Genomic DNA, 26,250 nt, shown 5'->3' with positions numbered 1-26,250 from the left:
CCTGCCGATGGACATCCTGCATCATCTATCCCACGATTAAGCCAGATCAGGGGGGCAGGGCCATGAACAAAACCATTCAGACAGACAAAGCACCGCCGTCCTTCTCTGACTATGCGCAGGCGGTCGAAGTGCCCGCCGGTGCCCGAACTGTCTATGTTTCGGGGCAGGTCGGTGTCGGGCTGGACGGCATCACGCCCGAGGATCCGTCGAAACAGCACGAACTTGCGTGGCAGAACGCCTTTGCCATTCTGAACGACGCCGGCATGGATAAGACCGATATCGTCGAGGTCTTCGCGATCCTCACCTCTCGCGCGGATCTATCGACCTACCGAGAGGTCCGCGACCGGATGCTGGCCGGGCACCTGACGGCCTCGACCATCATGGTGGCAGAGCTTGCAAGCCCGGACTGGAAAGTTGAAATCGCTGTGCGGGCCGCCAAAACGGACGCGCCCTAGGGGCGTGCCCCGAACAGATGAGTCTTGGATCAGCCCCCTCTGCAAACCCCTTCAGAGATCAACTGGTGCGCCAAGGATTGCCCATTCGATGGTGGTATCTCAGCGTAGTCTCTAAGCTGCAATGAAGGCTTGGCGACAGGCACGCCGCCCCAAAATGCGAAGGACGGCCACTAGTGCCGTCCCTCTTTGCAATCCCGAATGTCCGGGAGCCTATAGGCGTCGGTCGCATTAGGCAACGGGGTCTAACCCTGCGGCCGTGATCCCGGCAACAGCGGCTTCCGCGTCTTTGTCCGACACATCGCCCGAGACGCCGACAGCCCCAATAATCACACCGTCCCGCTTGACCAGAACGCCGCCCGGAACCGGCACCAGTTTGCCGCCGAACACGCCGTTCGCCGCGGTCATGAAATAGGCCTGCGCTTCGGCCCGCGCCATCTGTGCGCTGCCCGGCATGCCCAGCATCACCGCGCCATAGGCTTTGCCCAAGGCAATGTCGAAACGCCCGGGCGAGGCACCATCTTCGCGCTCGAACGCCTTGATATGCCCGCCGTCATCAATCACCACGACAGCCAAAGGCTGCAATCCCAGGTCCCGACCCTTTTTGCGAGCCTCGGTAACCATCACCTTTGCTGTATCCAGATCAATCATCTTCAACCCTTTCCCGTTTTCGATCGCATCGTCTTAGCCGATCCGTCCCAAGCTATTTAGTGTTCCAACGACCTATCGGCCAATCGATCCACCGCAATGTCATTCAAGTTGGGGCTTTAAGCCAGCCCCGCGCAGAATTCTTGAATGCGGGTGCAGGCGTCGACCAGTTCCTCGTCCGAGGTGGCATAGCTGACCCGGAAGTTGGGGGACAGGCCGAAGGCTGCGCCAAAGACGACGGCGACGCCTTTTTCTTCCAGCAAGGCGGTGGCGAAGGCTTCGTCATTGTCGATCACTGTGCCCCCGGCAGAGGTCTTGCCGATCAGCCCTGCGATCGAGGGGTAGACGTAAAAGGCGCCCTCGGGCGTCGGGCACTCGATCCCGTCGATCTCGTTCAGCATGCCAGCCACAAGGTTGCGGCGGCGGGTGAACATGACGTTGTTTTCCGGGATGTAATCCTGCGGGCCGTTCAGCGCCTCGACCGCAGCCCACTGGCTGATAGAGCAGGGGTTCGAGGTCGATTGCGACTGGACCTTGCGCATGCCAGCGATCAACGGGGCGGGACCGGCCGCATAGCCGATCCGCCAGCCGGTCATGGCATAGGCCTTGGACACACCGTTGATGGTCAGCGTGCGGTCGTAAAGCGCAGGTTCCACCTCTGCCGGGGTGCAGAAGGTGAAGTCGTCATAGGCCAGCAGCTCGTACATATCGTCGGTCATCACCCAGACATGCGGGTGGCGGACCAGAACATCGGTCAGCTCTTTCAGCTCTTCATGGCTATAGCCCGCCCCGGTGGGGTTTGAGGGCGAGTTGAAGATCAGCCACTTGGTCTTGGGCGTGATCGCGGCCTCTAGCTGTTTGGCCGTCATCTTGAAGCTGTTCTCGATCCCGCATTCGACGGGAACCGGTGTGCCGCCTGCCAGCAGAACCATATCGGGGTAGCTGACCCAATAGGGGGCCGGGATGATCACCTCGTCCCCCGGGTTCAGCGTCGCCATCAAGGCGTTGTACAGGATCTGCTTGCCGCCGGTGCCAACGCTGACCTGCGCGGGGGTATAGTCCAGCCCGTTGTCGCGTTTGAATTTGGCGCAGACGGCGGCTTTCAACTCGGGGATGCCATCGACGGCGGTGTATTTCGTCTTGCCCGCGGCAATCGCAGCGACGGCGGCGTCCTTGATGTTCTGGGGCGTGTCGAAATCGGGCTCTCCGGCCGACAGCGCGATGATATCGCGCCCTTCGGCCTTTAGCTCGGCCGCTTTGTTCGACATGGCAATGGTCGGCGACGGCTTCACGCGCGCCAGCGTGTCGGAAAGAAATGCCATTTTGGCCCCCGTTTCATTCGCGTTCGGCCAAGCATTAGGCAATGCGCCGCGGGCATTCAAGCGGGTCAAAGATTGACCCCGACGCAAAGCCTGCTATCCAGACCGCCAGCACCCAGCCAGAAAGGCCCGCCCATGTCCGAGACCCGCGAGATCCGTATCAAACGCCTGCGTATGCGCGCGTGGCATCGTGGGATGAAAGAGATGGACCTGCTGCTGGGGAATTTCGTCGATGCCCGGATCGAAGGCATGACCGACGCCCAGATCGACCATTTGGAAGAGCTGATGGGCGAAGAGGATCAGGATTTGTACGCTTGGATTTCCGGCAATCGTCCGGGCCCCGCGAAATATGCGGATTTGATGGCAGAGATCATCAATGTGACCTCAAAAAACGGCTGATTCCACCTGTATCCTTTTGGTTAGGATTGCGATGCGGTGCGGAAACAAACTGTTTCCATGGTTAATCTTCTCAAATATGTCGAAACCGCGATCCTAATCTTGCGGCGAATTGTTGCGCGATCTGGAAACAGTTCCAGCTGTCGTGGCGGGATTCGGGGCTGGGTCCCGGCCGATTGCCTCGAAATTGGTAACAACGAGTGAATTCCGGCTATGGCGGTGGGATTCCCTTACTTCCTAACAGTCACAAACTCGTCATATTCCCCGACCGAAGGTCATATTCTTGCGCTTTACCCATGTGATCTTAGGTCCAACCGAAGACAGAACGACGAAAATGATCTATTAAGGTATGTGATGGGTAACGAGTTTCAGGTTAACAGTGCCGGAGCGCGACCCGAGCGTTCCGGCACACCCGTACAAGATAGAGTGCGGACGCCTGACGCTCGCAACGTTTGCGTTGAAGAAGATATTTTACAAAAAGTTATCGGCGAGAGTGATTTTGACTCTCCGGACGACACGATGAAACAGGAAAAGAACTGGACGGTTCCGGGCTTCGGCCCGATGACGCGTGTGACGACCAACTTCGGTCAGATCCCCGCGCAGGCCCTGCGCGTGCGCGATCTGGTGCGCACCCAGTCCGGAGATTTCCTGCCTATCGTCTGGTTGGACCGTATCCTGCTGAACGAAGATTTCATGGTGCATCACCCCGAAGCCATGCCGATAGAGTTGCAGCCCAGTGTCTTCGGTCCTGGCAAGCCCGCGAAGTCCGTGGTTCTTTCACCCGGTCAGGATGTCTGCCCCGAGCCCGGCTTTGGCGATCCGAACCTGACGCGCGTGTCGGACATGCTTCAGCGTCCCGGCGCGATGCGACGACCCGAGCAAATCTATACCTACACGGTCTTTCATCTGGGCAAGCCAGAGATGGTGGATTGCGAAGGTCTGTGGATCTATCTGGACCCCAAGGCACAGGATCTGGGTGGCGGCTCATCCCTGTGATTTCAGGGCGTTCTCATCTTTCTGAAGAATTTAACCGAATCTTTGGCACTCGACCGCTATTCCTGTCGAAATCGATCAGGACGGAGCAAAGGGATGAGCATTCAAAGCGGTATGCCTCAACGGCAGGAGCAGGGGTTTTTCACCGGCTATCTGGAAACGTTGGCTTTGGTCGAACGATTGCACCGGTTGCTGCTGGACGTCATCAAGGACGAATTTGAACGGGTGGGCATTCTAGAGATCAACGCAGTGCAGGCGCTTTTGCTGTTCAACGTCGGCGACCACGAAGTCACCGCCGGAGAGTTGAAGTCTCGCGGATACTATCAGGGCTCGAACGTGTCCTATAACCTGAAGAAGCTGGTCGAAAAGGGCTATATGCACCATCAAAGGTGTGAGGTTGATCGCCGCTCGGTGCGCGTCAGCCTGACCCCGAAAGGGCGCGAAATTCACCGCACCATCGCCGATCTCTTTGCCCGCCACGCCCAGACCCTGCAAGACAAGGCCATTGTCGGGGACGGCGGGCTAGAGGAAATCACCTCGGCCCTGCGCCGCATGGAACGCTACTGGGCCGACCAGATCCGATATATCTACTGATTTACCAGTGCCCGGTGTTCGGCATGCTGGCCCATGGCTCTGCCGGGGGCAGGGGGTCACCCTCTTGCAGCAACTCGACAGAGATATTGTCCGGACTGCGCACGAAAGCCATGTAGCCATCGCGCGGCGGGCGGGCGATCACGACGCCATTGTCCATAAGATGCTGGCACATCCCGTAAATGTCTTCGACCCGCAGGGCGATATGACCGAAATGCCGGCTGTCCGCAGGTAGCGCATCATCCCCGTCCCAATTATAGGTCATCTCCAGCGCAACTTCGTTCTGGCCTGGCAGTGTCATAAAGACATTGGTGTAGCGGCCCGCCTCGCTGTCGCGCCTGCGCAGCTCTTGGTATCCCAGCAATTCATAAAATGCTTTCGACGTGTCCAGATCCAAAACCCGGACCATCAGATGTTCATAGCGAACTTTCACCCTGCACCCCTCAATCAACGTGACAATCCCACCGACCATGCCCCCTTGCCCGACCCAATTCCACTAAATTCTGAACGCCGGTGAAGATTGGGTTGCCTTGGCAGACGACAGGCGCGAAACTAAGAGGCCAAGAACAAAAAAACGGGCGGAGGGCTGCGTGCAGCAATATCATCAGGCACTTCAGACGATCCTTGACCATGGAGAGGTCTCGACCGACCGAACCGGCACCGGAACGACGTCTTACTTCGGCATGCAGCAACGCTATTCGCTGGCTGACGGGTTCCCACTGGTGACCACGAAGAAGCTGCACATCCGCTCTATAATCCACGAGCTTTTGTGGTTCCTGTCCGGCGACACGAACATCAAATACCTGAAAGACAACGGCGTCTCGATCTGGGACGAATGGGCCGACGAAAACGGCGATCTGGGTCCGGTCTATGGTCACCAATGGCGCCATTTCCCGGCGCTGGGCGACAAGATCGACGGCGGTTTCCGCGCAAGGGAAATTGACCAAGTCGCTGATCTGGTTGAAAATATCCGCAAAAGCCCGGACAGTCGCCGGCTGATCGTTTCGGCATGGAACCCTGCCGACGTGCCCGACATGGCGCTGCCACCGTGCCATACCATGTGGCAGGTCCGGATCATCGGCGACAAGATGCACCTGCAGCTTTATCAACGCTCTGCCGACATGTTCCTTGGCGTGCCGTTTAACATCGCTAGCTACTCACTGCTCTTGGTCATGCTGGCCCATGTCACCGGCTATCAGCCTGGCGATTTCGTGCATACGATCGGCGACGCTCATATCTACTCCAACCACATGGAGCAGGTGCAGACCCAACTGGCCCGCACCCCCAAAGAGTTGCCGCAGCTGAAAATCGCCCGAGACGTCAAAGACCTGTTCGACTTTAAGTACGAAGATTTCGAGATCCTGAACTACAACCCCGACGCGGCGATCCGCGCCCCTGTGGCGGTGTAACCCATGATCACGCTAATCGTAGGGCGCGCGCGAAACGGCGCCATCGGCCGGGGCAACGATATCCCGTGGCACGCGCCCGAGGATCTGGCCTTTTTCCAGCGCGAGACCACCGGCGGCGCCATCATCATGGGCCGCAACACGTGGGACAGCCTGCCGTTCAAGCCCTTGAAAAACCGTCTTAATCTGGTCGTGTCCTCGAACCCTGACCTGACCGAGAACACCTTTCCCAGCCTGTCAGACGCAATCGATGCCGCCTATCTTGCCGGCAACCGCCGCGTCTATGGCATCGGCGGCGCCCGCATCTATGCCGACCTCCTGCCCATCGCCGACCGCCTGCTGATCACAGAGGTCGATCTGGACGTCCCAGACGCCGACACCTTCTTCCCTGATTTCGACCCGGCAGACTGGCGTCACGTCGGCACATCAGACCTTCGCGCCGCCGACCCGAAGTGCGTCTTGCACGAGTATTTGCGGAAGTAGGTTGGGGATGCCAAATCTGAAATCAGAAGGCGGGACACTTGAATCTCTCTGAAAACCTTCTTTTGGCGCTTAAGCCTGCACAGAGTCTGTGGTCCTGAACGATAAGAAAGAGGCTCAACCAGTTCTGCAGCTTAATTCGGAAATGATTGAATAGGGGCCTAGTTTGACTGAAATCTTAGGCCCAAATTTGACATTCTGTAATGCGAAACCAACCCGCTCCTATTCCAGCTATCGTTTTGCCGTATTCAAGCTACCCATAACCTCGTTCACTTGGTCGGTGCCCAAGGCCCGCCCATTGACCGCCCTTAAAAATCAACGCATACCAAAAGTAACTCAAGTTCGGCTTGAAACATCCTCCCGTGGCGAGTGATGCGGGATTCACTTTAGGTTTCGGAGCCGATACTCATGCCGCAGTCCCCTACAAGTGCCGCAAAACTTCTGACAGATTTGTCGCTGCGAGGAAAAGAAGCCAGCCAAATTGAAGCGGAAGATGTAAACGAACTCTACGAAAAGTATTCTTCTTACGTCGATGCCCCCACCTTTCCTGAAGGTGGTTTCAAATTTAAACGTCTTCATCACACGAACACTTTCCACGACGTATTCGGTTTCATCGTCGAAACGCGCGAAACGCCTGTGCTTCGCTATGTTATCCAGAATTACCTGACCTATGGAGAGGGGCCGGTTCATCTTATCCTTGGGCCCTCTACAAGGAAGATTTTGAGGCGCTCATTCTTCAGAAACGCGATCGAACGTGGGGACTTATTTGTTTCCATGCTTGATCGGGATTACCTCCCAGCCACAAATTACAACGCCCTTCTTATGTCCGAAGAGTTTTGGAACGAGTTGATCCCGGGAAGGAAAGCTGTCTGTTTCCAGACGGACAGTTGTATTTGTCCACAAAGCAAATTTTCGCTGAATGACTTCATTGACTTCGACTACATCGGCTCGGATTGGAAAGAAAAGCGCCCGCACGGAATGAAGATTGCTGGCGGGTGCGGAGGGTTCTCCCTTCGCGACGTCGCTCTATCGAAGGCTGCGGTAGAAAGATTTCATACAAACCTTTGGCGTGCAGGAGAGGACGACTTCTTTGGCTTTCACATAGAGCTTCTTCAAGGAAAGGTCGCATCCAAGGAGAGCCGCGGAAAGTTTTGTTCGCAGTCCTGGTTCGACTATCCAAGCTTTGCAGCCCATAGCGTGGGCCATATGCGGCCCAAAACGCGATTAGAGTTTTTCAAGTATTGCCCCGAGGCGATGGTCCTCAATAGTGGATATTAAGCAGCTTCTCTGTTTTTCACCCTGGGCACATGACCAAGGCGTAGATTTGCTGGGTTGGCATACTTCTTCCAATTGACCACCCTTTAAAATCAACGCATATCGGCGCGATGACCGAGTTGAAAGACATCAGCAATTTCTCGATCGTGGCGCCTATTGACCAAGGCAAACCCGTGCTGAACTACCGCCAGTTGATCACCGAGGTCGATCTGGACGTCCCCGACGCCGACACGTTCTTCCCTGATTTCGACCCGGCAGACTGGCGCCACATCGGCACATCAGACCTGCGCGCAGCCGACCCCAGGTGTGTCTTGCACGAGTACCTAAGGATTTAAGCGTCGATCTTTGGGAAGATGGGGTTTCGGGTTCAGTATTTTATGGAATTTTCGACGTATCTACCGCTAAGTTGCTACTGCAGGGTGTAGGCGCTGCATGCAATACCCGTCACTGAGGTCTAAGCAGATTTGCACCATCTCAGGATGACCCGGGAATCCGTTTGAAGCTAGGAGAAAACGATGAGATTGGTTATCGCCGCCGTTGTCGTTAGCAATTTCATTGCAACAACAGTTTATTCAAACTCGATCGACGCAATGTCATTGTTCAATGTTTGCACTGCGAAGCACGATAGTGAAGAAGAGCTGCACAATCAGCTTTCAGCACTAGGATTGAATCGTATTCACTTTGACATGGGTGTTGACTTGGCTTCTTCAATTGAGAAACGGGAACCAGAAGGTCTTGCGACGATTTTTTGGCTTACGCAGGTTTTAGGAACGAGCAAATACCAAGAAAAACGCCTGAAAATCGATTTGAAGCATGAACTTGAGAACCGAGATGCTAATTTTTCCTCTCCATCTTCCAACGGCACGGCAGGTTGTATTCGACCACCGAAACGTTGATTTCGGTTAGCTTTTCTAGCGGGGCATATACAACTTCTACCGGATGCAATTTCATTGGCCCTTCTGCTCATACAGACTTTGAGTTGATACGATCGCTCCAGTTGCCTGTTTCTAACTCCACCCTGCTTCGCTACGTCCGAATTCCCAACACTGACCCGGTTCCTCCCTTACTTGGTGGGATCGTTGCAACGGCGAAGCAAAATCGTATTGAGGCTGTATTCGAGAGAGATCTTCCCCAGTTCTCTTTATTCAGCGTGACATCGTTTCATGAAAAAGAGATAGTTCAGTGAAGGCCCTCTGGCTAACGTGCAGGTGTAGACTTGGGCCTGTGGCACGAGCCCCATTGACCGCCCCTTAAAATCAACGCATATCGGCGCCATGACCGAGTTGAAAAACATCCGCAATTTCTCGATCGTGGCGCATATCGACCACGGTAAATCCACGCTGGCTGACCGTCTGATCCAGATGACGGGCACGGTGGCTGAACGCGACATGAAGCAACAGCTTCTGGACGCGATGGATATCGAACGCGAACGCGGGATCACCATCAAGGCGAACTCGGTCCGGATCGAATACCCGGCGAAGGACGGGCAGACCTATATCCTGAACCTGATCGACACCCCCGGCCACGTGGACTTTGCCTATGAGGTCAGCCGCTCGATGCAGGCGGTCGAAGGGTCGCTGCTGGTCGTTGACGCCTCCCAAGGGGTTGAGGCGCAGACCCTTGCCAACGTCTATCAAGCGATCGAGGCCGACCACGAAATCGTCCCGGTCCTCAACAAGATCGACCTGCCCGCGGCCGAACCCGACCGCGTGCGCGAAAACATCGAAGACGTCATCGGTATCGACGCCACCGACGCGGTGGAAATCTCGGCCAAGACCGGCCTTGGTATCCCCGACGTGCTGGAAGCCATCGTCACCCGTCTGCCCGCCCCCGAAGGCGACCGCGACGCGCCGCTGAAAGCCATGCTGGTCGACAGCTGGTATGACCCCTATCTGGGCGTTGTCGTCATGATCCGAGTCATCGACGGCGTGATCAAGAAGGGCGACCAGATCAAGATGATGCAGACCGGCGCGTCCTATCGCCTTGATAAGCTCGCCGTCCTGAAACCGCAGATGATCGACATCCCCGAGCTGGGCCCGGGCGAGATCGGTGTCTTCACCGCGTCCATCAAACAGGTCCGCGACACAAAGGTGGGCGACACGATCACCCACGACAAGAAACCCTGCGACAAGCCGCTGCCGGGCTTCAAACCCTCGGTTCCCGTGGTCTTCTGTGGCCTCTTCCCGGTCGACGCAAACGACTTTGAAAGCCTGCGCGACGCGATCGAAAAACTGCAACTGAACGACGCCAGCTTCAGCTCTGAGATGGAAACCTCTGCCGCGCTTGGCTTTGGCTTCCGCTGCGGCTTCCTCGGTCTTCTGCACCTAGAGGTCATCCGCGACCGTCTGGAACGCGAATACGATCTGGACCTGATCACCACCGCGCCCTCGGTCGTCTACCACGTCCACATGAAGGACGGCACGCAGCAAGACCTGCACAACCCCGCCGACATGCCCGACCTGACCTATGTCGACCACGTGGAAGAGCCGCGCATCAAGGCCACCATCATGGTGCCCGACGAATATCTGGGCGACGTGCTGAAACTGTGCCAGGACCGCCGCGGCATCCAGCTGGACCTGACCTATGCCGGCACCCGCGCCATGGTCGTCTATGACCTGCCGTTGAACGAGGTCGTCTTCGACTTCTACGACCGCCTGAAATCGGTCACCAAGGGCTATGCGTCCTTTGATTACCAATTCACCGAGTACCGCCAGGACAACCTTGTCAAAATGCAGGTGCTCGTGAACGAGGAACCCGTCGACGCCCTGTCGATGATGGTCCACCGCGACCGCGCCGAACAACGCGGCCGCGCCATGTGCGAAAAGCTGAAAGAGCTGATCCCCCGCCACATGTTCAAGATCCCGATCCAAGCGGCCATCGGCGGTAAGGTCATCGCGCGCGAGACCCTCTCGGCCATGCGCAAGGACGTGACCGCCAAGTGCTACGGCGGCGACGCGACGCGGAAGAAGAAACTGCTGGAGAAGCAGAAGGCCGGTAAGAAGAAGATGCGCCAGTTCGGGAAGGTGGAGATTCCGCAGTCGGCGTTCATCAGCGCGCTAAAAATGGACGACTAAGTCGTCCATTTTCTTAATCTTTAATTTTCTATTGGTTAAAACTCAAAGGCTGGCAGATTTGTTTTGCTCAGTCGATGCCTCTTTGTAGATAGGAAGTCCCGCAAAACGTTCGATCGGCACAATATATGTTTGTGGTCGAACATCGGCGAACTCATCAGCCATGCGCTCTGCCTCGGCTAGAGCAGCTTCAAGATCATAGAAATCCGGTTCGGGTACTTGTGCTAAACAGCCCTGAACGTCCTTGATAATGCCCATATTGATGCCCTCCGTTAGTGGGGTATGTGCCGATTATGCATAAAAAAGTCAATGCGCATACGATCAACAAACCCAGTTAATGGATCGTTATAGCTCCGAATTGCGTCTCGAAGATTCTCTGTATCTGAGTAGTCGTCAATCTTGATTCTTAGTTCTTCAAGTTTCTTAATGTCGAGACTTCGTCCATGAGAACGCCATCGTTTATGGTCAGCCAGATCTCGTGCAACTTGCTCAGCTCGTTCAGCTTTTTGATGTGCTGTAACGGGAGAACCCGGGTTGTTCGTTGAATGGGTTGTCCAATTCTTAAACTTGTATTCGACCAACCACTTTTTCAATAGGTCTACAGACAGGTCTCTTGCTTGTTCAAATAGCGCAAGTTTTGCCAAATCCAAGCTCTTCAACATGACCACGTCGGCTGGCGCGAGTTGACCCTTTTTCGTGATTTCTCGCACTTTGTCTAGGTAGCCAAGCGCCGGAACATAATCGCCCGTGTCAGGTGTCGGAACTTGTGGGTCAATAGGCCCCAAAGTCGAGGCGTAGTCCATATAGATTTTATCGCCGGACATACATAAAATGGTGCCGGCTGACATCGCTATATCAGGTACAACAAAATTCACTTCTTCATAGTGCTTTCGCAGAACCCCAACCATCCTTTCAGTTGTCTCCGCCGATCCGCCACCGGTTCGCAAGACAACCGAAATTCGATTTTCGTCCCGACTACTGCTTCCTTTCACATCCTCTACAAAATCACGGAACGAGCGGAAGTACTGCGGGTATATGCTCCCATGGTAGAACATTACGTCGCTTTCAAGCGCGTCTTCCAAGGCCGCACAGCGGTTGTCGATTATGTCGAAAATTGATCTGTCAAAATGGTCGGGTGTCATATGGCCTGCTCGAGTACTTACTACTTGATGTTGTAGAATCTTCGCAGATGTCCGCTGAAACAGCAACCCAAGGAGCAGGATATTTATGCAGATTCGTGGAAAGGTTGCGACCCTAGTAGCGCCCGACCCGCCCCCCAGGCCGGTCGCTTCACGCCCTCCCTCGGGCCCGCCGCCGCCATTTGTAACGACCCACCCAACCGTCCCGCCGGGGAATTTCTCCCCACGGCCCAAACGGCTTCCTTCGCAATCTATCGGTTTCCCGACACGTTATTGTGCGTTTTATGCTAATGTTCCGCCGTTGAACGCGTTTTTGTGTAGGGAGGGACAACAATGACACCTGAATTGCGTACTCAAATGCTGATTGGTCGGCTGAACAATTACGCCGCCATCATGTTCACGACCATGTTCGTCTTCGTAGGCGTTGCCGTCATGATCGAGCTTGGCGGCGGGGGCTATTCCGCGCCATTGACCATGTTGGCGATCGGGGCCACGGCCTATGGCGTGCTGGCGGGTGGTTCGGCGCTGGACGACATGACCGCGCTGCGTGACGACATGGACGAGGCGACCGCCGCCACCAACTATGGCAAGACAGCCAGCGCACGGAACATTCCGATGCTGAAAAACATCTCGGCCGTGCTGGTCACCCTGATCGGTCTGGCAGAGCTTTACGCGATCTTCGTCTGATCAAAGTGTTGGGGTGGGTTTGACCCACCTCAACGACGACACGCGGGGCAGGGGCTAGACCCATCGGGACACTGTTACGATAGGTTCCCATGCTGACCCTGATCCTGCACCTGTTCATCGGCGCCACCCTGTCGGGCGTGGCCGTCATCGTGGCCCTTGTCATGGGCTACAGCGCGCTGGCGCCCATCCTGATCGCCGCCGCGTAAAGGTTCTTGCCGAGCCTTCCGATAAGTTTTGGTATTTACCTGATGTGGGGAAAATCGGGAACAGCGTACGGATTCCAGAGATAGAACGAGGAAAGGCGCTCCAATTCCTTTGGGGTTGCCCAAAGCACAAACTTAATCAAATCTTGGAGGTAGTTACAATTGAGCTTTGGGGGGCATTTGGGGCGAAATGAACAGTAAGATTTTTATTCAGAATGCAACCAGATACCTTGCTGCGCACGTCAAACCAGACGGCCAATTCATATACAGAACACACATGTTTGGAAAGCCGGTTCGCCGCGATTACAACGTGTTGCGTCATGCCGGGGCTATCTATTCAATCGCCCGGGCAGAGCCTTATTGGGATAATGATTATCAGCCTGCATGTGACTCCGCCCTTAGCTATCTTTGGGCGAAATACACAATTCCCACACAAGTTGGTGACCAAAAACTTCTAGGAATAGCGTCTTCACGACCCGGACACGAGGGAGATAAGATAGTCAAATTGGGTGGCCAGGCGCTTGCTATTGTTTCCTTGCTCGCTCAAGTGCGTCGTCTGAACGCCTTTGAAGAGGATCAGGTGATCAAGCTCGGAAAATACATGAGAAGCATGATTCACGATACGGGCAATACGATTTCCAAGATTGACGTCACGACAAACGTGCCATCTTCTTTTGTTTCGTTGTACTATCCCGGGGAGGCCGCCTTGGCTTTCGTGATGCTTTATCAAAGGCTTGGATGTACCGACTCTCTTGCACTTGCTACCAATGTGCTCTCGTATCTTGCAAATGATCGCGCCAGAAGTGGAGAGTACCCGCCGGATCATTGGGCCTTGATTGCCACCAACGAGCTTTTCTTGACTTTTCAAGACCTTGGTGACGACGTCCGGGACCTTCTGTACTGGCACGCGGTGAAGATAGTAGAGACAATTCTTACGAGCGCGATTACTGCTGCGGACGGCTCTGGTGCATTGACCGTCAAAGGATCTATTTGTGGCACCGCCACATGGATTGAAGGATTGGCAGCGATTTGGCCCTGGCTCAGGAAACGGAACTATACCAACATCCATACTGTGCGCGCTTTCGTAGAAAGCGGTTCAGAGTACTTGATGGGAGCGCAAATAAAAGAAGGGGAACTAAAGGGGGGGTTGCCATGGACCTCGCCTAAGCATCGGAAATTCAAGAATATCAGAGCTGCTCCGGAAGTCAGGATCGACAGTGTCCAACATGCACTTTGCGGGATTATCAGCGTGAGTGAATTGGCGAACCATAAAGAAGCACATCAAGCGAGATTGACGCGTCTTGATTGATAACACCAGTATCAATTAAACGTTCAGAAAGACTCGCAACGCCGCCTCGAATTCGCGGGGTTTCTCCGCATGCAGCCAGTGACCCGCGCCGGGGATTTTTGAGAAAACGCTGTTGGGGAACAGCGCTTTGATCGTGGCGCGATCCTCGCGTTTGACATAGTCAGAGGTCGCGCCAGACAGGAAGAAGGTGGGCCCTTCGAACACGCCTTGGGTGCCGGGCCATCCCGTGATGGTGGACATCTCCTGCGCCAGAACGTCCAGGTTCAGGCGCCATTTTTTCTGTTTTACATCAAGGGATTGCAGCAGGAAGGCACGGATGCCATCCTCTGGTACATAGGCTTTCAACTGGGCATCCGCGTCCGAGCGTTTTTCGACCTGACCCAGGTCCAGCGCCTTCATGGCCTCGATGTATTTGATCTGTGAATGGGTGTAAGCCACCGGCGCAATGTCGGCCACGACCAGCTTGTTCACCATGTCCTGATGGGTCAACGCCAGCTGCATCGCGGCCTTACCGCCCATCGAATGCCCCAGCACATCAACCCGACCACCATTGGCTGCGATGACCTCGGCCAGATCAGCGGCAAGCTCATGATATTTGTGGGTTTTCTGCCACGGGCTTTCCCCATGATTGCGCATGTCGACGGCGATCACTTTCCGCTCATCCGACAGCCGTTTTGCAATCACCCCCCAGTTCCGAGCAGACCCATAAAGGCCATGAACGATCAACAAGGGTGGGCGGTCGGTGTCGGTACCGTGAACAATCGAGCGAAGCATGACTTTTCAATACCCCTTGCCAAGCCCCATGACCACCTGCTTCAATAAGAAACCAGCCAGCAAATTAGGAAGACGTCTGCCATGCAGGAAGAAGTCGATTCCATTGCTAAAAACATCGCCTGGGAGTTGACCCGCAAGATGGGTATCTCCGGCCACAAACTGCATGGAAAGCTGCGCCGGGCGGGGCGCCGGCTTCCATCAAAAGTACGATTGGATATCGAAGCGATTGCAGATGCTCAGACCCGCGCGCGTAGCGCTACTGAGGCAGACAAAGTCGATATGGAAGAGGTCAAAGCGACCGCGGAACGGATCATGGCGTTTCTGGCCAAGCAGGATCCGTCCGAAGTGCGTCGCGGCTTTTATATCAACTTCTTCACCGAGCTTTCACCGCGTTTGCTGGTTCTCTTCGCGGCGCTTTTGGGGCTTTTGGTCTGGCGCGGATTTTTCTAGCGGTTGGCGTGACAACACATCCTGATAGACCAGTAACACGGTCGCGAAGCTGACGTAGAGCAGCAAATACCAAGAGCCCATTTTTGCGAAACTGACCATCTCGGCCCCTTGACCGGCATAGACCCATGTTTTGGTCAGCGTCCCGATGTTCTCGGCGACCCACAGGAAGAAAGCGGTCAATATGGCGGCCAGTGGCAAGGGCATCCAATAGAACAGCGTACCGATCTCAAACCAAATCCGCGTTCGGGCAAATAGCACAAGCGTCGCTGCGAAAAGCGCGATGCGAATGTCCGGCAAAAAGTGGTGCGCAAAGAAGTTCACATAGATCGCAACAGCCAGTGCCAGCACCCACGGGTACGGTGGAAACGGGGCAAAATGCATTCGGAAGATCCGAATGACCCGGGCCATGTAGGACCCGACAGAGGCATACATGAAGCCAGAAAAAAGCGGTACGCCCCAAAGCTTTAGCAGGCCAACTTCAGGATAGGACCAACTTCCTGCCTGAACCTTGAAGATCTCCATCGCGGTGCCGGTCAGGTGAAACAGCAGGATCACGCGGGCCTCGCGCAGGCTTTCCAATCCGGTGGCAATGAACAGGATTTGAATGGCCACGGCGAACACGACAAGGGCGTCGTACCGGGCGATCTGCCACTCGGGCTGCCAGATCGCAGCGCTAAGCAAAAGCGCGCACAGCATCAAGCCCGCGAACAGGCAGGCCCAGCCTTGTTTCAGGACGAACATTACGAACTCGACCGCCCAATGCGGCAGGTGCCCTCGGGCCTTGTCACCAAGCCGCCGTTCTAGGTCGCGTGTGTCGATGTCAGGAAGGCCAAACAAATCTATCCCCGAAAACTGGCTAAATCTTGGGGGAGAATGAGGGGGCAGCGCTGCCCCCTCAAGTCATTTCTTTTACAGGTTCGGGTACATCGGGAACTTGGCGCACATCGCCTGAACTTCCGCTTTGACCTTCGCCTCGACCTCACCGTTGCCGTCTTCGCCGTTTGCAGCCAGCCCATCGACCACTTCAACGATCCAGTCAGCGATCTGGCGGAACTCTGCCTCGCCAAAACCGCGGGTGGTGCCGGCCGGCGTGCCCAGACGGATGCCAGAGGTAACCATCGGCTTTTCCGGGTCGAACGGGATGCCGTTCTTGTTACAGGTGATGTGGGCGCGGCCAAGGGCGTTCTCGGTCGCGTTGCCCTTTACGCCTTTGGGGCGCAGGTCAACCAGCATGACGTGGGTGTCGGTGCCGCCGGTGACAATGTCCAGACCGCCCTTCATCAGCTGATCCGCCAGTGCAACAGCGTTTGCGCGCACCTGCTTCTGGTACTCTTTGAACTCGGGGCGCAGGGCTTCGCCGAAGGCAACCGCTTTACCAGCGATCACATGCATCAGCGGGCCACCTTGGATGCCCGGGAAGATGGCCGAGTTGACCTTCTTCGCGATCTCGGCGTCGTTGGTCAGGATCATGCCACCACGGGGACCGCGCAGGGTCTTGTGCGTGGTGGTGGTTGCAACGTCCGCATAGGGGAAGGGCGAGGGGTGCTCGCCTGCGGCAACCAGACCGGCGAAGTGGGCCATGTCGACCATCAGATAGGCGCCAACGCTGTCGGCGATCTCGCGCATTTTGGCAAAGTCCACCTGACGAGGGATGGCCGAACCACCCGCGATAATCATCTTCGGCTGATGCTCGGTGGCCAGTTCCTGAACTTGGTCATAGTCGATCAGGCTGTCCTGTTTGCGTACACCGTATTGGACGGCGTTGAACCACTTGCCCGACTGGTTGGGCTTGGCGCCGTGGGTCAGGTGACCGCCCGCGTCCAGCGACATGCCCAGAATGGTATCACCCGGCTTTAGCAGGGCCTGAAACACACCTTGGTTTGCCTGCGAGCCAGAGTTCGGCTGCACGTTTGCGAACTCGCACCCGAACAACTGCTTGGCACGGTCACGTGCAAGGTTCTCGGCGATGTCGACATACTGGCAACCACCGTAATAGCGACGACCCGGGTAACCTTCAGCGTATTTGTTGGTCAGAACCGAACCTTGCGCTTCCATCACAGCGGCAGAAACGATGTTCTCGGATGCGATCAATTCGATCTCGTCACGCTGGCGACCCAGTTCCAGACCGATGGCTTTCGCCACTTCGGGATCACGGGTGGCAAGGCTTTCGGTGAAAAAGCCGCTATCGCGGGTGTCTGCAGTCATTTGGCAACTCCTGAAATATGGCGCCGGGGCCGGATGGCGGCTGTTTACAAAAACTTGGCAGAAAGAAACAGCCAGAAATCGCATATCTTTGCGACAAGTCGTTCACGATTGTGGGGTTGAGTTTCCGGCCCACCCGCGCAAAGTGGTCATAAGATGAATTTTGGGGCGAAACGCATGTCCGATACGCTGAAAATCGCATTCCTGGCCAGTGAGACGTCCGTGGCCCAACGGGCGCAGCGCCACCTGTCGGCAGAGCATGGGGATGTGTCACCCGAAGAGGCTGATGTCATCGTGGCCTTGGGCGGCGATGGCTTCATGCTGCAAACCCTGCACGGAACCCAGCATCTGGACACGCCGGTCTATGGTATGAACTGCGGTACGGTCGGCTTCCTGATGAACGAATATCACGAACCCGGTCTGCTGGACCGTTTGGCCTCTGCCGAAGAAGAGGTCATCCATCCACTGAAGATGCGGGCCATCCACGAAGACGGAACCGTGTTTGAAGCGCTGGCCATCAACGAGGTTTCCCTTCTACGGGCGGGTCCACAGGCCGCGAAGCTGCGTATTTCGGTCGATGGAAAAGTACGTTTGGAAGAGCTGGTTTGCGATGGGGCGCTGGTATCGACCCCGGCCGGTTCGACGGCTTATAACTATTCGGCACATGGCCCGATCCTGCCGATTGGGTCGGACGTTTTGGCGTTGACAGCGATGTCGCCTTTCCGGCCACGGCGCTGGCGCGGGGCGTTGCTGCCGACGGCGGCGAAGATCCGTATTGATGTCTTGAACCCGAAGAAGCGCCCAGTGATGGCGGACGCTGACAGCCGGACGGCGGGTAAGGTGATCTCTGTCGAGATCGAAAGTTCAGCAGATATTCACCATCGCATCCTGTTCGACCCGGGCCATGGGCTGGAAGAACGGCTGCTAAGAGAGCAATTCGTCTAAGCGCGCTTCTTGGTCCAGCCTTCGCGTTTGCGGTAAAGCGTGGACGGGGCGACATCCAGCATCCGAGATGCCTTGGGCACTGATCCACCGCAATGTTCGATCGTGGCCTCGATGACGATCTGTTCGATCTCGTCCAACGTTTTTCCCATCAGGCTGTCCAGGCTGATACCGGCGTCCGCCGGGTGAAGGGGCACTGGGATTGCGCCCGTGTCGCCTGACCGGACCTCTTCCGGCAGCATATCGGCCTGAATCAACGAGCCTTCGTTCATCACGACACATTGGCGCAGGACGTTGCGCAGCTGGCGGACGTTTCCGGGCCAAGGGTAGTTGCGGATAAGCGTCGTGGCTTCGTCACTAAGGCTGCGGAAATCGCGATGCTCTTGTTTTGCAAACTCGAGAACTGCGTTTTGTGCCAGTTCGATCACGTCAGAGCCCCGATCACGCAGGGCTGGCATGTGCAGTGGGACGACGTGAAGGCGGTAGAACAGGTCTTCTCGGAAACGCCCTGCTTTGACTTCGGCCTTGGGGTCGCGGTTCGTTGCACAGATGATCCGGACGTCGACGGCGATCGGGTGGGCGGCCCCCAAGGGGCGGATGGTCGAGCTTTCCAGAAACCGCAGAAGCTTGGTCTGCAAGTCCAGATCCATCTCGCAGATTTCGTCCAAAAACAGGGTCCCGCCTTGGGCTGAGCGGACCGCACCCCGCTTGTCAGAAATGGCCCCGTTAAAGGCCCCACGTGTGTGGCCGAACACTTCGGACTCCAGAAGATCATGCGGGATCGCACCGCAATTCAGGGGCACAAATGGCTCTTTGGCCCTGGGGGAGGTCTCGTGAATGGCGCGTGCGCAAAGTTCTTTGCCGGTCCCGCTTTCACCAGTGATGAATACGGTTGCAGAGGACGGGGCGACAGATCGGATGTGCCGCGCGACTTCCTGCATCAGTTGGGAAGACCCTTGCATCGAGCGCATTGGGGCATTGGGACCGGCCGATGCTGCGGCCTCTCGGGCGGCTTTAGCGTTGGCAACCGCATTGACCAGCTTGTCGTCGCTGAACGGCTTCATCAGAAAGTCGAAGGCGCCAAGGCTCATGGCTTCGGCGACCAACTTGTCTGAGGTATGCGCAGTCACAACGATGACAAAGGTCTCTGGCTGGGCGGTAAGAAAATGGCGCAGCAGGTCCAAGCCGTCGCCATCTGGTAGCATCAAGTCGAGCAGAACGATCTGGGGCGCATGTTCTTCAAAAAGGGCCTGTCCGTCTTTGGCCGTGCTGGTTGCGACCACCTCATACCCGTGGTGCTGCAGGATGTTTTGGTAAAACATCTGCAGGGACAATGTATCCTCGATCATTAAAATCGGGGGTGTCATGCGTGGTCTCCGAACCGGTACTCGTAGTCTCTTTGAAGCGCTTCTATCAGTGCCAATGTGCCGTCAAGAGCGGTCGTACACAACTCGTTGCCTTCTTCGCAGTGTTTCGCTTTAGCTGCGGCATTCAAACGTTCCGCGATCTTCTGAAGGCCGACAGCCCCCACAGCACCCGACAATGCCACAAGAATGTGCGCGGCACTGCGTAATTCGTTAAAATCCTTAACCTTCGGGGCACGCTCCAGAACAAGCGCAACGTTCTCCAGATCAGCGATGAGACGCATGATCAGATCTTGGGCCTGCTGCGTGTCGCAAAAGGCCAAGAGTCTGTCGATATGTGTTGGATCGGGGCCGTCGACCTCTGGCAGGGGATCTTCTTTCGCCGATCGACGAGTGACCAAAGCCGTTTCGATCCCCTCTGACAGGGCGATTGCGCTTAGGACAGGCTTTACCAATATCCCGTCGGCCCCGACGTCGTAAATTTCTTGCCGGTCAGCATTCAGAACATAGGCCGTGACGGCCAGAACCGGCAGGTCAGATGTCGGGCTACCCTGTCGACGCATGTTGCGGATCAGATCCAGCCCGCTCATCCGGGGCATCTCGATATCCACCAGTGCCAGATCAAAATTCTGGGCTGCAAGACGCTCTAACGCAAATATACCGTCAGAGGCGACGGTGGCCCGCGCGCCCATGGACTCGACCATGCGTTGCAACACCATTTGCAAGGTTCGGCTGTCCTCGACAATCAGAACCGACTGGCCAGACAGATCCATCATCTCTTTCGAACTTTCGCTCTTGCCCGCGCTCCAAACTTGCTTGGGCAGATGTAGCGAAACGGTGGTCCCACTTGTCGAAGAGGTCTCCATCGTCAGGCGCCCCTGCAAATCTCGGGCCAGAGAGTTGGCGATGTGAAGGCCATGACCGCTTCCGGGAAGACCGTTTTCACTGTCCCGCCCCGAAAATTCGAAGAGCCGAGATTTTGCTTCGTCGCTGAACCCCGGTCCTTGGTCGGAAACGGCAAAGATCAAAGCGTTTTGGAGGTCAAGATCAACAGTCACCGATACCGGTTTGCCATTTCCATACTTGATCGCGTTGCCGATCAAGTTCGTCAGAATGCGTTCCATTGTGTGCAAGGGGACATGCAGCGTTTGCGGAAGCCCGCTTGAAGGGTCGCAGTGGTCGACTGTCACGGGTAGGCCGTTGTATCGGGCCGAAAGGGTTCGCATGAAATTTCGAAGGCACATCGCGGTTTCCGGGCCTTCGATGAACCGGGTGTCGCCGGTCGCAAGTGTCAGTGCGGCCTGTGACAGTTGAAGCATCTGACGACAGGCCTGAAGCGCCTGATCCAGATGGTGACGCGAAGTCTCATCAAGGGCTTGTAGGTCTGCGTTTTCGAAGCCGCCAAGAATATCTGCGGCCGCATTTCGAATATCGTGATCAAGAAGTGTCGCGCGCTCCAACACCTCTTGCGCGGTGTGGGACATGTGGTCCGGCGTCGTATCGGCATCTCGGGCCATCTGCAGAGGGGGACGGAAAGTCACGAAACATCTACTCGTATAAGTTGCAATGAGGATGTTGTAACGTGACTTTCCGAAATTTTCCAACTCGTTATACGTTTGGATAGGTGTGGATTACGCCTTGGCGTAACCCATGCTTTGAAGAGCCTCGGTGATCTCGTCCAGAATGGCCGGATCGTCGATAGTTGCAGGCATCTTCCATTCGGTTCCGTCGGCGATGTTCACCATGGTGCCGCGCAGGATTTTACCAGAACGGGTCTTGGGCAGTCGGTCAACCACTGTGGCCAGTTTGAAGGCTGCAACTGGGCCGATCTTTTCGCGAACCAGCTTGACCACTTCTTTGATGATCTCGTCATGATCGCGGTCCACACCGGCATTCAGGCACAGGAAGCCAAGGGGCATCTGGCCTTTCAGTTGGTCGGCGACACCGATGACGGCGCATTCAGCGACGTCGGGGTGGCTGGCCAGAACTTCTTCCATGGCACCGGTCGACAGACGGTGGCCCGCAACGTTGATGACGTCATCGGTCCGCGCCATGATGTAGACATAGCCGTCTTCGTCCATCATGCCCGCGTCGCCGGTCTCATAGTAACCGGGGAAGGTGTTCAGGTACGACTTCTGGAAGCGTGCTTCGGCGTTCCACAGGTTCGGCAGCGTTCCCGGAGGCAGCGGAAGTTTGATCGCAATGGCGCCAAGCGTGCCCGCTTCGACGGGGTTGCCGCCTTCGTCCAGAATGGTGACTTCGTAGCCCGGCATCGGCACGGTGGGAGAGCCCAGCTTCGTCGGCAGGATCTCGATCCCGACCGGGTTGGCCGCGATGGCCCAACCGGTTTCAGTTTGCCACCAGTGGTCAACGATCGGAACGTTCAGTTGCTCTTGGGCCCAGACGATGGTGTCGGGGTCGGCACGCTCGCCCGCCAGATAGACCTGGCCAAGGTTCGACAGGTCGTATTTCTTGACGTACTCGCCGGTCGGGTCTTCGCGTTTCACGGCGCGGAAAGCGGTCGGCGCGGTGAAGAAGGACTTCACCTTGTGTTCTTCGATGACGCGCCAGAAGGTGCCCGCATCGGGGGTGCCAACAGGTTTACCTTCGAACACGATGGTGGTGTTGCCGTGGATCAGAGGGCCGTAGCAGATGTAGCTGTGGCCAACGACCCAACCCACGTCCGACGCGGCCCAGAACACGTCGCCGGGATCGACGTTGTACAGGTTCTTCATGCTCCAGTTCAGCGCGACCAGCTGACCCGCCGTGTGGCGGATAACGCCCTTGGGCTGACCCGTGGTACCGGACGTATATAGAATGTAGGCCGGGTGATTGCCTTCGACCGGCACGCATTCTGCAGGCTCTACGCCATACTGGAAGCCATGCCAGTTGAAGTCGCGGCCTTCGATCAGATTGGCGACTTCCTGTTCGCGCTGGAAGATAACAGTGAAGTCGGGCTTATGCTCGGCAATCTCGATCGCGCCGTCCAGCAGGGGTTTGTAGTGAACGGTGCGGCCCGGTTCCAGACCACAGGACGCTGCGATGATGGCTTTCGGTTTCGCGTCGTCGATACGAACCGCCAGTTCGTTGGCCGCAAAACCACCGAAGACGACCGAGTGCACCGCGCCCAGACGGGCACAGGCCAGCATGGCTTCTAGCGCTTCGGGGATCATCGGCATGTAGATGATGACGCGGTCGCCTTTTTCGACGCCCTTAGCGCGCAGGGCCCCGGCTAGCGTGGCGACGCGGTTGCGCAGTTCGACATAGGAGATCTCGCGCTTGGTGTGCGTGATTGGGCTGTCGTAGATGATCGCTGTTTGCTCGCCGCGGCCGTTTTCGACATGGCGGTCAACGGCGTTCCAGCAGGTGTTTACCTTGGCGTCAGCAAACCATTCGTAAAGATTATTGCCCTTTTCAAAGAGCGCTTTTGAAGGCTTCTCATCCCAATCGATTGCTTCGGCGGCTTCCATCCAGAATGCTTCCGGATCGTTTTTCCAGGCGCCATAAACCTCTGCATAAGTCATCGAATGATCTCCTCCAAAATAACCACTGCGTTGGCATTTTATTGACCCAACTCACAGGCCTGTGAAAAGCCAAATCGTTGCGACAATTGTGCCCAGTTTGCGCCAACAGTTACAAGTTTGCGCACCGCCGCACAACAATCATAAATTGGCGCGCTAGGAAGAGGTTCGATTATTTCGCGAAAGCCTAGCTGTAGTGTTTGACCGGCGTGCCAGCGATGGCTGACATGTTGAGCAAACCGCGCGCTGTGATTGACGAAGTTACGATGTGTGCTTTGTTGCCCATGCCCATCAGGATCGGGCCGACTTCCAATCCGCCCGCGCGCATCTTCAAGATGTTGCGCACGCCGCTTGCTGCATCGGCGTTGGCAAAGACCAGCACGTTCGCGCGCCCCTCGATCCGGCTGCCCGGGAAGGTTTGTTCGCGCAAGATAGGGTCCAGAGCGGTGTCGATATGCATTTCGCCCTCATAGGCAAAACCCGGCGCTTTGCGGTCAAGGATTGCCATTGCAGCTCGGGCGCGGCGCCCGGTGTCGCAGTCGAGGTTGCCAAACTGTGAATGCGAGCAGATGGCGATCTTGGGTTCCAGACCAAACCGACGCACGTGACGGGCGGCGCCGATCGCTGTTTCAGCGATCTGTTCGGGTGTCGGGTCGGGGTTCACATGGGTATCGGCGATGAATAGGGGGCCGTCTTCGAGGATCATCAAGCTAAGCGCGCCCACCGGGTGCAGCTCTTCTGTCGACAAGACTTGTGTTACATAGTTCAGGTGCCACAGGTACTGCCCAAAGGTGCCGCAGATCATGCTGTCGGCGTCGCCGCGGTGAACCGCAATGGCGGCAATGGCGGTGGTGTTGGTCCGCATGACGGCCTGAGCAAGGGCAGGGGTGACGCCTCGGCGGGCCATCAGGCCATGATAGGTCTGCCAATAGTCGCGATAGCGGTTGTCCGACTCTGGGTTGATGACTTCGAAGTCAACACCAGCCTTGATCTTCAGGCCAGCGCGCTCGGACCGCTGGGCGATGACATCGGGACGACCAATCAGGATCGGGCTGTCGGTGGTTTCCTCGATCATGGCTTGCGCGGCACGCAGGACGCGTTCGTCCTCACCCTCGGAGAAGATGATGTTGCGCTCTGCCTTGGCGGCAGCAGCAAAGACCGGGCGCATCAAAAGCGCGGATTTGAAAACCGATCCGTCCAGTTTCTGGCGATAGGCATTCAAGTCTTCCAGCGGACGCGTCGCGACACCGCTTTCCATCGCGGCTTTAGCAACCGCGCTGGCGACGACCCCGATCAGGCGTGGGTCGAAGGGTTTTGGGATCAGGTAGTCGGCCCCGAAGGTCAGTTGCTCGCCGCGATAGGCGGCGGCGGCCTCGGCACTTGTGGTTTCGCGGGCGAGGGCAGCGATGCCTTCGATGCAACCCAATTGCATTTCGTCGTTGATCTCGGTTGCGCCCACGTCCAGCGCTCCGCGGAAGATGAACGGGAAGCAAAGGACGTTGTTGACCTGGTTCGGATAGTCGGACCGACCGGTCGCCATGATCACATCTGGCACCAATTTGCGTGCCTCTTCCGGCAGGATTTCCGGTGTCGGATTGGCTAGCGCAAAGACAATCGGTCGTTTCGACATCTTGGCGACCATCTCTGGCTTCAACACTCCGGGGCCCGAGAGGCCAAGGAATAGGTCGGCGCCTTCGATCACGTCGTCCAAGGTCCGCAGGTCGCTGGCCTGAGCATATTCGGCCTTTTGCGGGGTCATTTCCTCTTCGCGGCCTTCATAGACAAGGCCCGCGATATCGCACAGCCAGACGTTCTCGCGTTTGACGCCCAGTTTCAGCAGCATGTTCAGGCAGGCAATGCCGGCCGCGCCACCACCGGTCGAGACGACCTTGATGTCTTCGAACTTCTTGCCCGCCACACGCAGGGCGTTGGTGGCTGCCGCCCCAACCACGATTGCAGTGCCGTGCTGGTCGTCGTGGAAAACCGGAATTCCCATCCGTTCGCGGCAAAGCTTTTCAACGATAAAGCAATCAGGGGCTTTGATGTCTTCAAGGTTGATTGCGCCGAAGGTGGGTTCAAGCGCGCAGACGATGTCGGCCAGTTTCTCGGGGTCGGACTCATTCACTTCGATGTCGAAACAGTCGATATTCGCGAATTTCTTGAAGAGGACAGCCTTGCCTTCCATCACGGGTTTCGAGGCAAGCGCACCGATGTTGCCAAGGCCCAGCACGGCCGAGCCGTTGGAAACAACGGCGACAAGGTTTCCGCGTGCCGTGTAGTTCGATGCGAAAGAGGGGTCTTCCTTGATCTCGATACAGGCTTCGGCAACGCCCGGGCTGTAGGCAAGCGACAGGTCGCGTCCGTTTGCCATCGGCTTTGTGGCGCGAATTTCCAGTTTCCCGGGCTTCGGGAATTCATGATAGTTCAGCGCGTTTTGGCGATTGCGATCGTCTTTTTTATTGGTCATCCTCGGCCCTCTCGAAGATAATTTAACGTTAAACTAAATCCTGCTGCCCTCTTAGGGGCTTTGGCTTTACAACACAAGCCTGCTGCGTGGTGTTAGCGCTCTCACGTTCGGTTACGCTTGCATCACAGGTTTCCGAGGATCACACTGGCCCCAAAAGGATGCGTTCATGTCTCTAGTAGAACACGCCCGGGCCGTGCGTGAAAAGGCCTATAGTCCCTATTCAGGCTTCAAAGTAGGGGCCGCGATTCGAGCGACCTCTGGCGAGGTCTATGTCGGTTGCAATGTCGAGAATGTCGCTTACCCGGAAGGCACCTGTGCCGAGGCCGGTGCGATTGCCGCGATGTTTGCAGGCGGGGATACCCAGATCGAAGAAGTCGCCGTGATCGCTGGTGGGTCGCTGCCGGTCACGCCTTGTGGTGGGTGCCGACAGAAACTTGCGGAATTCGCAACGGGGAACACGAAGGTGACCTTGGCCACGACTGACGGCACGGTGGTAGAGACCACGGTGGCAGAGCTGTTACCCGGTGGGTTCACCCCCAGCCATATGGAAGACAAGTAAGC

Annotated in this window: 27 protein-coding genes; 15 read left to right on the top strand and 12 right to left on the bottom strand. The window is 56.6% G+C overall.

Annotated features, from left to right (window positions below; all coding sequences use genetic code 11):
• The first annotated feature begins 62 nt into the window (after positions 1–62).
• A complete protein-coding gene (locus CLM58_RS15185) occupies positions 63–455 on the top strand; it encodes a RidA family protein (RefSeq protein WP_095596714.1) in 393 nt (130 codons plus the stop codon).
• 228 nt (positions 456–683) lie between these two features.
• Here CLM58_RS15185 and CLM58_RS15180 read toward each other — a convergent pair whose 3' ends face one another.
• Both CLM58_RS15180 and CLM58_RS15175 read right to left on the bottom strand, forming a co-directional pair.
• A complete protein-coding gene (locus CLM58_RS15180) occupies positions 684–1,103 on the bottom strand; it encodes a GlcG/HbpS family heme-binding protein (RefSeq protein WP_095596713.1) in 420 nt (139 codons plus the stop codon).
• Between the two features lie 116 nt (positions 1,104–1,219).
• Positions 1,220–2,422 carry a pyridoxal phosphate-dependent aminotransferase gene (locus CLM58_RS15175; RefSeq protein WP_095597143.1) on the bottom strand — a complete coding sequence of 401 codons (1,203 nt, stop codon included), beginning with the start codon at positions 2,420–2,422 and terminating at the stop codon, positions 1,220–1,222.
• Between the two features lie 132 nt (positions 2,423–2,554).
• Between CLM58_RS15175 and CLM58_RS15170 the strand changes: the two genes are divergently transcribed.
• The 3 genes from CLM58_RS15170 to CLM58_RS15160 all read left to right on the top strand — a co-directional run bounded on the left by CLM58_RS15170 (position 2,555) and on the right by CLM58_RS15160 (position 4,402).
• Positions 2,555–2,818 (top strand): succinate dehydrogenase assembly factor 2, encoded by a 264-nt coding sequence (locus CLM58_RS15170; protein WP_095596712.1) that lies wholly within the window; start codon positions 2,555–2,557, stop codon positions 2,816–2,818.
• 516 nt (positions 2,819–3,334) lie between these two features.
• Positions 3,335–3,811 (top strand): Hint domain-containing protein, encoded by a 477-nt coding sequence (locus tag CLM58_RS17205; RefSeq protein ID WP_158221927.1) that lies wholly within the window; start codon positions 3,335–3,337, stop codon positions 3,809–3,811.
• A 93-nt stretch (positions 3,812–3,904) separates the two neighbouring features.
• Positions 3,905–4,402: a MarR family winged helix-turn-helix transcriptional regulator gene (locus CLM58_RS15160; protein WP_095596710.1), complete on the top strand. Its 498-nt coding sequence runs from the start codon at positions 3,905–3,907 to the stop codon at positions 4,400–4,402.
• A gap of 1 nt (position 4,403) precedes the next feature.
• On the opposite strand, the gene CLM58_RS15155 is transcribed toward CLM58_RS15160, so the two are convergent.
• A complete protein-coding gene (locus tag CLM58_RS15155; RefSeq protein WP_095597142.1) occupies positions 4,404–4,832 on the bottom strand; it encodes a VOC family protein in 429 nt (142 codons plus the stop codon).
• 157 nt (positions 4,833–4,989) lie between these two features.
• Between CLM58_RS15155 and CLM58_RS15150 the strand changes: the two genes are divergently transcribed.
• The 6 genes from CLM58_RS15150 (at position 4,990) to lepA (ending at position 10,634) form a co-directional block, all read left to right on the top strand.
• Positions 4,990–5,808 carry a thymidylate synthase gene (locus CLM58_RS15150; protein WP_095596709.1) on the top strand — a complete coding sequence of 273 codons (819 nt, stop codon included), beginning with the start codon at positions 4,990–4,992 and terminating at the stop codon, positions 5,806–5,808.
• A 3-nt stretch (positions 5,809–5,811) separates the two neighbouring features.
• Complete coding sequence (locus tag CLM58_RS15145; protein ID WP_095596708.1) at positions 5,812–6,288, top strand: dihydrofolate reductase; 477 nt, start codon at positions 5,812–5,814, stop codon at positions 6,286–6,288.
• Between the two features lie 405 nt (positions 6,289–6,693).
• Positions 6,694–7,563, top strand: coding sequence for a DUF5672 family protein (locus CLM58_RS15140; protein WP_095596707.1), 870 nt, complete (start codon positions 6,694–6,696; stop codon positions 7,561–7,563).
• 107 nt (positions 7,564–7,670) lie between these two features.
• Complete coding sequence (locus CLM58_RS15135) at positions 7,671–7,895, top strand: dihydrofolate reductase family protein (protein ID WP_095596706.1); 225 nt, start codon at positions 7,671–7,673, stop codon at positions 7,893–7,895.
• A gap of 180 nt (positions 7,896–8,075) precedes the next feature.
• Entirely contained in the window at positions 8,076–8,456 is a 381-nt protein-coding gene (locus CLM58_RS15130; RefSeq protein WP_095596705.1) for a hypothetical protein, read from the top strand.
• A 378-nt stretch (positions 8,457–8,834) separates the two neighbouring features.
• Positions 8,835–10,634 carry a translation elongation factor 4 gene (gene lepA, locus CLM58_RS15125; protein ID WP_095596704.1) on the top strand — a complete coding sequence of 600 codons (1,800 nt, stop codon included), beginning with the start codon at positions 8,835–8,837 and terminating at the stop codon, positions 10,632–10,634.
• A 42-nt stretch (positions 10,635–10,676) separates the two neighbouring features.
• Here lepA and CLM58_RS15120 read toward each other — a convergent pair whose 3' ends face one another.
• Positions 10,677–10,889 carry a hypothetical protein gene (locus CLM58_RS15120; RefSeq protein ID WP_095596703.1) on the bottom strand — a complete coding sequence of 71 codons (213 nt, stop codon included), beginning with the start codon at positions 10,887–10,889 and terminating at the stop codon, positions 10,677–10,679.
• Between the two features lie 14 nt (positions 10,890–10,903).
• The gene (locus CLM58_RS15115; RefSeq protein WP_095596702.1) at positions 10,904–11,773 is read right to left on the bottom strand and encodes an SDH family Clp fold serine proteinase; all 870 of its coding nucleotides are present in this window, start codon (positions 11,771–11,773) and stop codon (positions 10,904–10,906) included.
• Positions 11,774–12,103: 330 nt separating this feature from the next.
• On the opposite strand from CLM58_RS15115, the gene CLM58_RS15110 reads away from it, so the two are divergent.
• Positions 12,104–12,457 (top strand): hypothetical protein, encoded by a 354-nt coding sequence (locus CLM58_RS15110; RefSeq protein ID WP_143226588.1) that lies wholly within the window; start codon positions 12,104–12,106, stop codon positions 12,455–12,457.
• Between the two features lie 393 nt (positions 12,458–12,850).
• On the top strand, positions 12,851–13,969 hold the full coding sequence (locus CLM58_RS15105; protein WP_095596700.1) for a hypothetical protein: 1,119 nt from the start codon (positions 12,851–12,853) through the stop codon (positions 13,967–13,969).
• 15 nt (positions 13,970–13,984) lie between these two features.
• Here CLM58_RS15105 and CLM58_RS15100 read toward each other — a convergent pair whose 3' ends face one another.
• Entirely contained in the window at positions 13,985–14,743 is a 759-nt protein-coding gene (locus tag CLM58_RS15100) for an alpha/beta fold hydrolase (protein WP_095596699.1), read from the bottom strand.
• Positions 14,744–14,824: 81 nt separating this feature from the next.
• Between CLM58_RS15100 and CLM58_RS15095 the strand changes: the two genes are divergently transcribed.
• Positions 14,825–15,193 carry a hypothetical protein gene (locus CLM58_RS15095; protein WP_095596698.1) on the top strand — a complete coding sequence of 123 codons (369 nt, stop codon included), beginning with the start codon at positions 14,825–14,827 and terminating at the stop codon, positions 15,191–15,193.
• On the opposite strand, the gene CLM58_RS15090 is transcribed toward CLM58_RS15095, so the two are convergent.
• Together CLM58_RS15090 and glyA are read right to left on the bottom strand one after the other, a co-directional pair.
• Complete coding sequence (locus CLM58_RS15090; RefSeq protein ID WP_308422182.1) at positions 15,128–16,030, bottom strand: DUF817 domain-containing protein; 903 nt, start codon at positions 16,028–16,030, stop codon at positions 15,128–15,130. The two genes, CLM58_RS15095 and CLM58_RS15090, sit on opposite strands and share 66 nt — an antisense overlap.
• Before the next feature lie 72 nt (positions 16,031–16,102).
• Positions 16,103–17,398, bottom strand: a complete 1,296-nt coding sequence (gene glyA, locus CLM58_RS15085; RefSeq protein WP_095596697.1) for a serine hydroxymethyltransferase — start codon at positions 17,396–17,398, stop codon at positions 16,103–16,105.
• A 174-nt stretch (positions 17,399–17,572) separates the two neighbouring features.
• Between glyA and CLM58_RS15080 the strand changes: the two genes are divergently transcribed.
• Positions 17,573–18,340 carry an NAD kinase gene (locus CLM58_RS15080; protein ID WP_095597140.1) on the top strand — a complete coding sequence of 256 codons (768 nt, stop codon included), beginning with the start codon at positions 17,573–17,575 and terminating at the stop codon, positions 18,338–18,340.
• Here CLM58_RS15080 and CLM58_RS15075 read toward each other — a convergent pair.
• The 4 genes from CLM58_RS15075 to CLM58_RS15060 all read right to left on the bottom strand — a co-directional run bounded on the left by CLM58_RS15075 (position 18,337) and on the right by CLM58_RS15060 (position 25,689).
• Complete coding sequence (locus CLM58_RS15075) at positions 18,337–19,704, bottom strand: sigma-54-dependent transcriptional regulator (RefSeq protein WP_095596696.1); 1,368 nt, start codon at positions 19,702–19,704, stop codon at positions 18,337–18,339. The two genes, CLM58_RS15080 and CLM58_RS15075, sit on opposite strands and share 4 nt — an antisense overlap.
• Positions 19,701–21,242: a response regulator gene (locus CLM58_RS15070; protein WP_143226587.1), complete on the bottom strand. Its 1,542-nt coding sequence runs from the start codon at positions 21,240–21,242 to the stop codon at positions 19,701–19,703. The genes CLM58_RS15075 and CLM58_RS15070 overlap by 4 nt, the downstream gene beginning before the upstream one ends.
• Before the next feature lie 90 nt (positions 21,243–21,332).
• Positions 21,333–23,225: a propionate-CoA ligase PrpE gene (gene prpE, locus CLM58_RS15065; RefSeq protein ID WP_095596694.1), complete on the bottom strand. Its 1,893-nt coding sequence runs from the start codon at positions 23,223–23,225 to the stop codon at positions 21,333–21,335.
• A gap of 184 nt (positions 23,226–23,409) precedes the next feature.
• A complete protein-coding gene (locus CLM58_RS15060) occupies positions 23,410–25,689 on the bottom strand; it encodes an NADP-dependent malic enzyme (protein ID WP_095596693.1) in 2,280 nt (759 codons plus the stop codon).
• A gap of 166 nt (positions 25,690–25,855) precedes the next feature.
• On the opposite strand from CLM58_RS15060, the gene CLM58_RS15055 reads away from it, so the two are divergent.
• Complete coding sequence (locus CLM58_RS15055; protein ID WP_095596692.1) at positions 25,856–26,248, top strand: cytidine deaminase; 393 nt, start codon at positions 25,856–25,858, stop codon at positions 26,246–26,248.
• The last annotated feature ends 2 nt before the right edge of the window (positions 26,249–26,250 follow it).

Origin of the sequence: Actibacterium pelagium (assembly GCF_002285415.1) — a bacterium.
GTDB lineage: Bacteria > Pseudomonadota > Alphaproteobacteria > Rhodobacterales > Rhodobacteraceae > Actibacterium_B > Actibacterium_B pelagium.
The sequence above is the reverse complement of the archived record's forward strand: the minus strand, read 5'-3'. Positions and strand labels throughout refer to the sequence as shown.